Origin of the sequence: Sporosarcina sp. NPDC096371, from assembly GCF_044762865.1 — a bacterium.
Lineage (GTDB): Bacteria > Bacillota > Bacilli > Bacillales_A > Planococcaceae > Sporosarcina.
Genome location: NZ_JBIWFE010000002.1, coordinates 492,094 through 503,704, shown reverse-complemented (window position 1 = coordinate 503,704; position 11,611 = coordinate 492,094). Strand labels below are relative to the sequence as shown.

The window sequence follows — 11,611 nt, the reverse complement described above, 5'->3', positions numbered from 1 at the left end:
CGCACCTCTTTCATTTATTCAGATTAATAATATCTGTTCCCTTTATAGGTTGATTTAAAACTGATGCCTGCATGTTACGACACCGAGCTTCCAAACATTCAATTGTTCATCGTTCTCAAGAACGGGGTGCAGTGCAAAAACTTAGCTATAGAATCGTTATTTTTTAAAATTTATTTACTAAGTATGTTTAACATTAATTCATTGATGGTATACAGAGAAGAGAAGACATAAATTGGAGGGAATTTTAATGACAGTAAATTTAACAGTAGAAAACGTAGTACAAGCAAAAAATGAAGTAGAAAAATTGGAAATGCAAGGGTATTCAAAAGATGACATATACATTTTCTCGCATTCCAAAAAACTGAGCGGCAATATTTCAGATAAACTGCACACAGAAGAAGTTGGAATAGAAGAACAAGGTTTTATTGACAGCATGAAAAACTTGGTCGCTTCTCGTGGAGATGAGCTGCGTAACAAGATGGAAGCAACTGGTCTATCTGCAACTGAGGCAGCTAATGCCGAAGCACAACTCGATACAGGCAAACTAGTTATAATCGCCAAGAAGCAAATTTAAAATATTATTAATTTTCGAAGTACTAGTTTATGAATGAATGTTACAGTTCTAACTAAATTAGCGATTTCACAACCGGTAGGGGTTCACTCCCTTATCGGTTTTTACATTTGTAGAATTCCACGCCTTTTTTGATTCGCTTTTACGAATTACCGGCCGAGCAAAATAGCACTTAAAATAAGTGCAAAATAACGCCAATAGTGACGGCCTTGAGACTACTGTATCGAAAAAGTTGTGTCAACATTTAAAAGTTATGACACCGTTATGATGTAAAAAAAGCCGATAAAAGGATCGGCCTTCTTGTTCAACTAAAGCACCCATTAGCCATCCATGAAGCGCAAAAATCAGCACTTCACCACAAAATATGGAATGTAATTAAGTTCTTTCATGGGAGTTTAAGTGTATTATTTAACAAAGATTAATGAACTAAACTACTTCGTTAGCACAATAAGTAAAAAGAGCAGCATTAGCAACTCGATGAGGTTCAATTAAAGCACTCATTAGTTCAATAAAAAAAGTGCTTAACCCCTATTGAAAGTTCCCCCAATTACTCATTTTTGTTTTCCACATGTTCAAGTTCATCTATTTTTTTATATGTTGAATATATCGATTGAGAAATATTGTTCTCATTTTCTACCCAATAAGCATATGTCACATCTGGTTCACTTTCGAAAACTACCTGTATATAGTAAGGGTTTTGACTTTTAAAGCCTTCTTCACGATGAGGTACTATCGAAATTTCCCAGGATTCATCTGGATAATGTTGTTCTAAATATGGTTTTAACAATTCAACTTTCTTATCAATTTGTGCGTCAAACCAATAAGGGCGTACAACGTAAAATAAACCGTATGCTACTAAAACCGCTAAAGCAAGTGACCAGCCAACCTTGCGCCATTCGCCTTTCAAAAAGAGCGAGATGATTACAATTGCTACAATGATAAATCCGACAATCATTAACTCAATAATTTCTGTTGGATGCATGGTACCTCCCCCTCCCTAACCTGCCCTTTAGGAAGTTAGCGGTGATCATTCTTATATTTCAACCATTCATTTATCTCTGTTTTTAGAAATCGTTCTTGATCTTCTATTTTTAAGTATGGAATAAATCGATAAGTGTCATAGCTGCCTAAGCTTGCCTTCTCAAAATCATCTTCCTTAATAATGTTTTCTATCGATTGTTCGCTTACCTGAAGATATCCTGAAAGTTGCGTTTTAGTCATCAACTCAGGTATTGAATTTGTAGCTGGTTGTGAATTATTATCTTCACTTGCTGAATTCGAAAAAGTATTACTAACAATAAAACTAGATATTATTATTGATATTCCCAATATCAATGCACATATAAAACAAGATAAGTGTTTCAATTCTTTACCTCCCCACCAATTTTTTTCATAACAAGCTAACTTGCTCCGTTAGTTTAAGACCAACATTAAAATAAAACAATTGTACTTTTTAGATACGTATTAGTATGATTGGCGATAGTCTCAGTATGAACATGAATTGCTCATCATTAGGAATAGGAACACCTATCCAATATATGTGTATATTTACATTTGGTCAATTATCATTCAAACCGCCAATACGTTTATTATTTGAATTGAGGACCACAGAAAAATATGTATAATAATTTCACTGGAGATGAATACTTAATAGATTAAAGAGCGATTTCTTTGTTTACACTATTTTAAAGGAGAGCTACATTGTGAGTATAAATATTTTAGTTATTGATGATGAGAAGGAAATTGCAGATTTAATAGAGGTTTACTTAAAAAATGAAAACTATAACGTCTTTACGTTTTATACAGCAAAAGAAGCCCTGCATTGTATTGAGACAGAAAAGTTGGATCTTGCTATCCTTGATATTATGATTCCTGAAGTCGATGGTTTCACTATATTGCGGAAAATTAGAGAGAAATTTAATTTTCCGGTTATCATGCTAACTGCGAAGGAAGAGGAAATTGATAAGATCAACGGGCTTTCATTGGGTGCCGATGACTATATAACAAAACCTTTTCGACCGTTAGAATTAGTTGCGCGAGTAAAAGCTCAGATTCGGAGATTTACAAAGTATAATCAGGATACAAAACAAAATGAAAACATTATTGACTTTTCAGGTTTAATCCTGGATCAAAGTACACGGAAAGTTTTTTTAAATGAGAGACCATTGTCCCTTACGCCTACAGAGTTTTCTATTCTGTGGTATTTGAGTTCAAACCGAGGTAAAGTAGTCAGCTCAGAAGAATTGTTCCAAGCGGTTTGGGGAGAAAAGTATTTTAACAGTAATAACACTGTGATGGTTCACATTAGGCATTTACGCGAAAAAATGAATGACTCAGCTGAAAAACCAAAATTTATTAAGACCGTTTGGGGTGTGGGGTATACAATTGAAAAATGAGTTTGGAAGGCTGAAAAGGAAAATTATTCTTCAAGTTATAATGATTTTAGTCATAGCAATGATTTTAGGCTATTTTATCAACTACGCATTAATTGATGGTGTGCTGCAAGCACCTTTTGCTGATTTGTTTATGAGATTTTGTGAGGATGTCCTTCAGTTAGACTATTATTCAGCGCAACAAGCTTATAATATTTTATTTCAGCAGAATAAGCCCTTATGGTTAGCTATAGGACTAATTATTTTACTTCTTGTTATTTTTTATTTTGCCCTTTCTCGTTTTACTCAATATTTTAATTTTATTAGCACTGGTGTTTCAATGCTCTCAGATGAGACAGATAAGGATATCGATCTTCCTTCCGAGCTCGAATTTATGGAAAAAAAGCTAAAGGCAGTTAAAAGTACATTAGAAAAACGTGAAAAAGATGCTCAAGAGGCAGAGCAAAGAAAGAATGATCTTGTTGTTTATTTAGCGCATGACATAAAAACCCCTTTGACATCAATTATTGGATACTTGAGCTTGTTAGATGAGGCGAAAGATATGCCTATAGAACAAAGAGAAAAATACGTGAAGATTACCTTAGAAAAATCAAACCGATTAGAAATGTTGATAAATGAATTTTTTGAAATCACAAGATTTAATTTACAGACGATTATTTTGGATAAAGAAACGATTAATTTAAATTTAATGTTATTGCAATTGGTAGATGAATTTTATCCATTACTAGCTCCTAAAGGACAGCAGGTAATTGTGAATGTAGAGGGAGATATTAAGATTGATGCTGATGCCAATAAGTTAGCCAGAGTATTTAATAATATCTTAAAAAATGCTATAGCATACAGTAATGACAACAGTACAATTGAAATAAGTGTTGTAAACCAAAATGATCAGACAGTCATCATATTTACAAATAAGGGTAAGGCTATTCCGCCTCAAAAATTGAATATGATTTTTGATAAGTTTTATCGCCTAGATGCTTCTAGATCTACTCACACTGGTGGAGCAGGGTTAGGACTAGCCATTGCTAATGAGATTATCATCGCCCATGGAGGAAGTATATCAGCTACGAGTAACGACGAAAAAACAGTATTCACTGTTAGCATTCCACATTCTTAAGAAACCTTAAGATTTCTATAATAGAATATTAAAAAAGGCCTCCTTTTTTTATGTTTCAATAGAGACATTGAGAAAAGGAGTTGTTTTTATGTTAAAGAAAACAAGTGCGTATGGCGTACTTTTAATTATTGTCATTTTATTTATTTCTATTATATTGGTGATAGTTAATCCGAGTAAATTTAAAAATGAGGTTTTGGATCATCCTCAATTGGAAACTCCAAAGAAAAGTGATGAAATTCTCGATATTGATTTACACAGTTCAAATGCTGTATTAGTTAATATAGATGACAATAAAATCTTACTGGACAAGAGTAGTGAAGAAAAGATTTACCCTGCTTCTTTAACGAAGATCATGACTGTCCTAGTTGCAATTGAAAACATATCAGATTCACAGGAAAAGACATCACTTCCTAAAAGTATATTCACACGTTTATATGGAGAAAATGCCTCAATGGCAGGATTCCTTCCTAATGAAGAGGTAAAAGTAGAGGATTTACTTTATGGTTCTATGTTGCCATCTGGAGCAGAAGCATCTATTGGTTTAGCAAATTTTGTAGCAGGGTCAGAGAGGGAATTTGTAAAACTAATGAATGAAAAAGCTCAACAACTCGGCATGGAAGACACTCATTTTAAGAATACAACAGGACTCCATCACCCTGACCATTATACGAGTGTCAAAGATATTTCAATACTGCTACATTATGCATTAACAAACAAAACATTTCGTGCTGTTTATACAGCAGAAAGGCACTCTATTTCACCAACTAATCTTCATCCAGAAGGCATAACGTTTACGAATCGAATGTTCAAAAATATTAGTCCAGATGATTTGCCTAATGGAGAAATTATAGGAGGGAAAACGGGGTATACAGAAAAAGCTGGTTTATGTCTAGCAAGTCTAGCTGTAATAAATGGGCAAGAATATATCCTTGTTACAGTAGGAGCTAAGGGAAACCATTACACTGAACAATATAATATTACAGATGCATTTTCGGTTTATAGTAGTTTATAAGTAAGGCTGTATAGAAGACTTCATATGCTAAGTTTGGGTTCTAACACAGTTCAGACAACTCAAGTCCACTAGAGCATGAATAGCCTATAGAATTGCAAAAATCCCCTTTTGTCTTTTGAGACTTGAGGGGATTTTCTGTGTATAGCTATTGGCCGTTATACAATAAAGACTTCATCGAATTTTACCGCAAGGTGTTCACCAAACAATTTACTAAGAACCGCCTCCCAAAATAATTTTAATTTGTTTTGGAAGCAAACCCTTCCTATCATCTCTCGTTATGGTACAATAGAACTACTGATACATTATGATAAATAGTATATTCACCATTACTTAAGTGTTAGGAGTTTAGACTATGGAAAATGAAGAGTTAATCCTTTTACAGAAGAAAGTGTCACTTTTAAGGTCTGAAGGTAAATACAAGGAAACGATCGAGGCTTGTTATCAACTTCTAGCAGATGGAACTAGACTAAATGATCCTACATCTATGATGATGGCTCATATCCATAAGGCTGCCTCCTATTATTCCATTGGGGCCATGGAACAAGCTTTTGCTAGCATTGAGTCCCATCAAGATCTTTGTGCCACATATGGTGATGATAAGGATAAATTGAATTCTTATAATCTATTATTCCTGCTCCATGAATGCAATAAAAACTATACGGAAGCCAAGGCGACCCTTGAGAATAGCATAGCCTTAGGCGAAAAACTGAAGCATTACAACATCGTTAGCTGCGGATACAGTAATTTCAGTCATGTCTACAATGTTGAAGGAAAGTATGAGGAAGCTTTAGAGATGGCTCAGATGGGGCTTGAAATGGCAACATTACATGATCCTCAAAACTCTATTTTGGCATTTCGCGTGAAGCTGAACATTGCCAATGCCTATATAGGACTGGAAGATAGGGATGCTTCAAAATCCATGATCGATGAATTGATCAATGACCCCATCCTGGATTCTTTCATCCGTGAAAAAACACAGTGCTATGACCTGCAAGGCCGTTGGTATACAAAACAAAAGGACTATCGAGAAGCCTTTGAATCATTTACACAGGCGAAAAACTTGGCCGAAAGTTATCATGACGTGAACTTATTGAAAAGCATTCAGGAGCAAAGATGCACTCTTTGTGAACTGATGAATGATGTCCCATTGGGGTATCAAGTTCAAAAAGAATACATAGCGTTGTTAAACGAAATCAGTGATCGAGATCTTGCATTGACAGCACTCAAGCTAGACATCAAGCACCGTATTACTTCTATTGAGATGAAAGCGTATACAGATTATTTAACCGGCTTATACAATCGGAGCTATTTGGAAACAACCGCGGATAAATGGCTGAAACAAGCAGCTACTACGAAAGAAAGCATCGTCTGTATCGCACTTGATCTGGATAATTTAAAAACCATTAATGATGAATATGGTCACCTTTTTGGCGATGAAGTAATCAAACTTGTCGGCGGAATTTGCCAAGACAATAGTGGTGAAAATGCCATAGTGGGGCGTTTCGGTGGGGATGAGTTCGTTATTATTTTGAAAGGTATCACGCTTGAAAACGGTAAAAAGAAAGCTCAGCAACTGGCCGAATCAGTGAAAAACATGGCGATTACCAAGGAAGGAAAAATGATTGTCACCACAGCAAGCATTGGCGTCGCAGATAACTCTGACTGTAGGGAGATGACATTTAAGGAGTTATTCAATACCGCGGATATGGCATTGTACAGAGCAAAGGTGAATGGCAAGAACCAGATTTATTGTCTTCTATAGTGATTGTCAACAGTCACCCACCAACTCCCTTTCACTGCAAACTTAGTAAAACCCACTCGCAACAAGGTACGCCCTGTCGCAAGTGGGATTTATAGGTTCAACTACTATTCTTATTTCCAACCCTCAATCATCGCATCCGTACTAGCCATCAACTCGTTATACGCCTTGTCAGAAATCAACTTACTTTTTTTCTGAGCGTCGAGTAACACTTTAAAGCCCTTCATATGTTTGACAACCTTGTCGCCAGCTTCTTTCTTTTCATACTGAGCCACCGCCGTCAAATGTGTGTTTAACGCACGTGCCGCTTGAGCGTTTTTGAATTCGCCTTCTTTTTCAAAACGTTCCACAAGTGCTTGTATCATAGCTGAATCAACATCTTCTGTAACTACAATGGTAGTCATCAATGGAAGATGATCTGATGCAAGCGTGTCAATCACCCGGTCACCATTCGTTTCAATTTTATTTGAGGTAAAAATATAATCGATTCTCATTGTTGGGTTTTCCGCAGGATGCGTGTATGCATCATTTTGATTTGCAAATGCATCAATATAATTGGCATACATCAGCTTCATTTCGTTACTTTCAGGTGCCGCATTCAAATCACCCATAATAACTTTTGGTCCTTTCGATTTTTCAGTAATCGCTATAACTTCCTCCATTTGGATTTGACGTTCAGCTGAAGTCACATGTGATAGATGTGTGTTATAAACACGAAGGGGATTCCCTTTCACGTTGATGGTCACTTCCGTTAGTCCTCGCTGCTCTGTATTCCCGATTTTAGGCAGTAGGTGATTTTCAGATTTTAAAATTGGGTACTTGCTTAAAACAGCTGTCCCATACTGGCGACGCGGCTCACCTTCTTTTAATGGTTCGTAATCAAGGTTTGCGGCATAGGTATAAAACATTCCAAGCCGGTTTGCCAGCCATTTTGCCTGATCTTGAAAGTCACTGCGTTCGGAAAAATGGTTGTCCACTTCCTGCAGACCAACAATATCGGCTTCCCCCTCTTCAATGACACGTGCAATTCGTTCCAAATCCAAAACGCCGTCTACCCCTTCGCCGTGATGAATATTATACGACATCACATTGACATTAACTGATTTCCCACGCAGGAATTCCTGCTCTTTGGCAAAAGTATTTCCGAGTACAGATGATAGTGACAAAACTAAAACCATAACAGCCAACATGAACGATACCTTTCTCATTTCATCCTCTCCCTCTCTTAGGTCTCAAGCATAATTGTACGGGGTTAATATATAGGTTGTATTAAACCTGTGTAAATTAATGTTAAATAATGTTAAAACAATGGAAAGTAGCAGAAACAGCCCCTCGACCGATTGCTTGGTCGAGGGGCTGTCTTCTCTGGTTTCATTCACAGTTGTCAGGATCGTGTACAAATTGAGTGAGTGACTGTCACCCGCTTAAAAATCTTATTTCCAACCCTCAATCATCGCATCCGTACTAGCCATCAACTCGTTATACGCCTTGTCAGAAATCAACTTACTTTTTTTCTGAGCGTCGAGTAACACTTTAAAGCCCTTCATATGTTTGACAACCTTGTCGCCAGCTTCTTTCTTTTCATACTGGGCCACTGCCGTCAAATGTGTTTTTAACGCACGTGCCGCTTGAGCGTTTTTGAATTCGCCTTCTTTTTCAAAACGTTCCACAAGTGCTACGATCATTGCCGAATCAACAACTTCTGTAGATAGTAGTGAAACAAGTACAGGATCCGATTTCCCCGTCATTTTCCCATTCAACATAGAGACTGCTGTTAACCTATTTTCACCGTTGTTAATTTTTATTGGAATTGAAAAGTTGCCTTCATCGCCAACTTTTGCAGTTCCTACTTCTTCATTATTATTCATCAGCTTAATCGTTGTTGACGGTGAGGCAGTTCCTTCTACCGTTATGTGTTTGTTTTTGAATACTTCATCCTGTTTTGGAGAAGTAATGGATGGCTTGTCTACTTCATAACTAACACGTGCACGGATCATATAATTACCGTCTTCAACAAATGCTGGATAAAAATTGCCGTCAAGATATTGATAGCTTCTCTCTGTATATGGATTACCGTTATCGGTTGCTAAACCAAGTGCCTCCGGATAAGCCAGTGTTTGGACATACACCATATAAAAGTCTCCATCAACCTTGATATTATAATCGGTTAAATCAACTACTGTCCAATCATCCAATACAGCTTCAGCGGCTATCGGACCAGCAAGTTTCTTACCCGGCAACCCATCGCGCCCAGTGGCATCCCATACTTCCACTTTGAATTCCGTCCCATGTGTTTCTGAGTATTTTTTATCCTTTAAGTGGAACACACCATCTGTGACAATCGCTGATTTCTTGTTCTCTGGCAATGACATTTTTACTGCCCAGCCAGCTCCACCGCCAAAATACATACTACCACTATCAACTTTTCCATTATCGTAGCCAATTTCTCCGCCAGGATACGTGTAAAAAGGATCAAGAACAATATCAACCACTTGTCCATTCCCTTTTATTGTAATAGCAACATCTTGACTGTGATAGCCGCTTCTCATGGCTCTCAACGTATAAGTTCCTTCATAAGCTGTCATTTCATAATTACCGTCTTTATTCGTAGCCACAGGTGTAATATTGGCATCTTCCATAAGAAGTAATGTCACACCTTCAACAGCTTCCCCCGAGATTTTATCGGTAATCACACCACTTATAGTTCCTTTTGGGATTTCAGTCAATGAGAAGTCTGCGTGTATCGCTTTATCTTTTTCAAACGTTACTGATTGCTGTTGAGATTGATATCCATATGCTTCGGCTTGAACTGTATATTCACCAGCAGCATGCGGGAGTTTATAAGAGCCATTTTCAGGATTTGTGTTGATGTACTGTCTACTTTCAAGCACGCTCACTTTACCGCTTATCGGCAAATCAAAATCCTCAAGCGTTTGAACCACTTTTCCTTCTAATGTCCCCAGACCATCTGTTATAGATGATACCGCATTGAATGCATTGACTAATCCATAGCCGTATCCATCATTTGGTGATTCGGGATAGTCCTCATCCGTCAAAGGCTTTGCTGTTTCTATTAAAATCCTTTCTACTTCATCAACCGATAAACTTGCATCTACTCCATATAATAATGCTACAACGGCCGATACAGCGGGGGCCGCCATCGATGACCCATCCCAGCCGCCTTCGTAATCACTGTCAGGTATCGATGAACGAATATTCGCTCCAGGCGCTGAAATATCAGGCTTTATTTCCCCATATGGTGAAGGACCGCGTAATGAAAAGTCTCCAACTATATCATTACGATCCGTTGCTCCCACTGCAAATGATTCTGGATAGTTTGCTGGATTGGCGACTGATCCAGGTCCGCCATCATTCGTCATGCCTGTGTTTCCAACTGCGAATGTAGGAAATATCCCGGCATTTCTCCATTCTCTTACGACATCCCGATACCATTCATCTAGACCTGGTCCGCCACCCCATGAGTTGTTCACAATATCAGGTGCCATGTCCACGCGGGTATTCCCATTTGCATCTGTTGGTGCTAAAATCCACTCTGCAGCAGCCAATAGATTGGCATCACTTCCGCTTGTCTCCGAGAATGCCTTAACAGCAATCCATTTTGCACCCGGTGCTACTCCTATTTTGTTAGAGCCATCTGATTCACTGCCGACCATTGTCCCCGTCACATGTGTTCCATGTCCTAACTCATCATAAGGAATTGCTTGTCCAGCTGTGGCATCAAACCAATTAAAGTCGTGATCCACTTCCCCAGTTGCTGCATTATAGCCGCGGTACTTTTCCTTTAATGCGGGGTGATCCCATTGAGCACCGGTATCAATACTTGCCACAACAACACCTGTACCGTCGATTCCCTTTTCCCATAAAGCCGGAGCTCCAACTCTCTCCACGTTCCACTCTACATTCGCTAGATTCGAGGTAGGGCTTTCCTCTTTAGTTGTTGAAGCAAATAATTGTCTTGTTTCGTTTGGCAGCACTTTTTCAACTTCGGAAAAGGTTGCTATCTTTTCAGCAACCTCTTTCGTTGCTGTAACAGCCATACCATTGACGATAAAATAGGAATTAAAAGATTCGACATTCCCTTTATGTACTTCTTGTTTAAGATATTTTAATACGTTTTCCTGCTCTTCGTGTGCAGTAGCTTTTAGCTCAGATACTACTGCAGAGCGTTGGATAAACTCTTCTTTATTCGCCGTTACTGTTTGTTGCTTCGCAATCGCTTTCGCCCGCTTGATAGCTTTTGCTGTATCTGCTTTTTCTTTAAATTTGACTAAAAAAGTTACTTTATCATCTTTTTCAAACTTATCTAGTAAACGACTGCTTACCTTCTCCTTTGCCTTTGCAGCAGTTTGGTGATCATTTACATAACGGTTTGACGGCTTAATTGTTTCAGCATTCGCGGATCCTGGTGATAGTAATGAAAATACCATAAGTAATATGGCTACGATACTAACTATTCGCTTGTAACAGTGCTCTCTTTTCTTCAATTCGTTCCCTACCCTTCGATTTTCAAATTGATACTTGTCATTTGAAGTTGCCGTCTTTGTTTGCGACATCAATCGTTCAAAAATCCATCCGTATTTTTTCATCTCCTCAACTCTCATTCTCAATCGTTACTATTATATGGTAATAGTATATATTCTTCAAGAAAATTCTGTATTAATAGATTTGATATATTTATCCAGCAGAAAATATTTAGAATTGAATGCATAGCCGATTCATAGTAGTTTTTTGGGATGAG

Annotated in this window: 9 protein-coding genes; 5 read left to right on the top strand and 4 right to left on the bottom strand. The window is 37.7% G+C overall.

Annotation, left to right across the window (positions count from 1 at the left end; genetic code table 11):
- Nucleotides 1-247 precede the first annotated feature (247 nt).
- Entirely contained in the window at nucleotides 248-574 is a 327-nt protein-coding gene (locus ACIQ0H_RS08345) for a YflT domain-containing protein (RefSeq protein WP_403413253.1), read from the top strand.
- 544 nt (nucleotides 575-1,118) lie between these two features.
- Here ACIQ0H_RS08345 and ACIQ0H_RS08340 read toward each other — a convergent pair.
- Entirely contained in the window at nucleotides 1,119-1,553 is a 435-nt protein-coding gene (locus tag ACIQ0H_RS08340; protein WP_403413251.1) for a hypothetical protein, read from the bottom strand.
- 35 nt (nucleotides 1,554-1,588) lie between these two features.
- Nucleotides 1,589-1,936: a Clp protease ClpB gene (locus ACIQ0H_RS08335; protein ID WP_403413249.1), complete on the bottom strand. Its 348-nt coding sequence runs from the start codon at nucleotides 1,934-1,936 to the stop codon at nucleotides 1,589-1,591.
- A gap of 338 nt (nucleotides 1,937-2,274) precedes the next feature.
- On the opposite strand from ACIQ0H_RS08335, the gene vanR reads away from it, so the two are divergent.
- The 4 genes from vanR (at nucleotide 2,275) to ACIQ0H_RS08315 (ending at nucleotide 6,855) form a co-directional block, all read left to right on the top strand.
- Nucleotides 2,275-2,967: a VanR-ABDEGLN family response regulator transcription factor gene (gene vanR, locus ACIQ0H_RS08330; RefSeq protein ID WP_403413247.1), complete on the top strand. Its 693-nt coding sequence runs from the start codon at nucleotides 2,275-2,277 to the stop codon at nucleotides 2,965-2,967.
- 40 nt (nucleotides 2,968-3,007) lie between these two features.
- On the top strand, nucleotides 3,008-4,081 hold the full coding sequence (locus tag ACIQ0H_RS08325; RefSeq protein ID WP_403413462.1) for a sensor histidine kinase: 1,074 nt from the start codon (nucleotides 3,008-3,010) through the stop codon (nucleotides 4,079-4,081).
- 88 nt (nucleotides 4,082-4,169) lie between these two features.
- Entirely contained in the window at nucleotides 4,170-5,093 is a 924-nt protein-coding gene (locus ACIQ0H_RS08320; RefSeq protein ID WP_403413245.1) for a D-alanyl-D-alanine carboxypeptidase family protein, read from the top strand.
- Between the two features lie 352 nt (nucleotides 5,094-5,445).
- On the top strand, nucleotides 5,446-6,855 hold the full coding sequence (locus ACIQ0H_RS08315) for a tetratricopeptide repeat-containing diguanylate cyclase (RefSeq protein WP_403413243.1): 1,410 nt from the start codon (nucleotides 5,446-5,448) through the stop codon (nucleotides 6,853-6,855).
- A 110-nt stretch (nucleotides 6,856-6,965) separates the two neighbouring features.
- Here ACIQ0H_RS08315 and ACIQ0H_RS08310 read toward each other — a convergent pair whose 3' ends face one another.
- Both ACIQ0H_RS08310 and ACIQ0H_RS08305 read right to left on the bottom strand, forming a co-directional pair.
- Nucleotides 6,966-8,060, bottom strand: a complete 1,095-nt coding sequence (locus ACIQ0H_RS08310) for an endonuclease/exonuclease/phosphatase family protein (protein WP_403413241.1) — start codon at nucleotides 8,058-8,060, stop codon at nucleotides 6,966-6,968.
- Between the two features lie 225 nt (nucleotides 8,061-8,285).
- Nucleotides 8,286-11,357, bottom strand: a complete 3,072-nt coding sequence (locus ACIQ0H_RS08305) for a S8 family serine peptidase (RefSeq protein ID WP_483882534.1) — start codon at nucleotides 11,355-11,357, stop codon at nucleotides 8,286-8,288.
- Between the last annotated feature and the right edge of the window lie 254 nt (nucleotides 11,358-11,611).

Coding starts and splice junctions, on each gene's coding strand:
- ACIQ0H_RS08345 (WP_403413253.1), top strand. CDS start 248: ATGACAGTAAATTTAACAGTAGAAAACGTAGTACAAGCAAAAAATGAA.
- ACIQ0H_RS08340 (WP_403413251.1), bottom strand. CDS start 1,553: ATGCATCCAACAGAAATTATTGAGTTAATGATTGTCGGATTTATCATT.
- ACIQ0H_RS08310 (WP_403413241.1), bottom strand. CDS start 8,060: ATGAGAAAGGTATCGTTCATGTTGGCTGTTATGGTTTTAGTTTTGTCA.
- ACIQ0H_RS08320 (WP_403413245.1), top strand. CDS start 4,170: ATGTTAAAGAAAACAAGTGCGTATGGCGTACTTTTAATTATTGTCATT.
- ACIQ0H_RS08325 (WP_403413462.1), top strand. CDS start 3,008: ATGATTTTAGTCATAGCAATGATTTTAGGCTATTTTATCAACTACGCA.
- ACIQ0H_RS08315 (WP_403413243.1), top strand. CDS start 5,446: ATGGAAAATGAAGAGTTAATCCTTTTACAGAAGAAAGTGTCACTTTTA.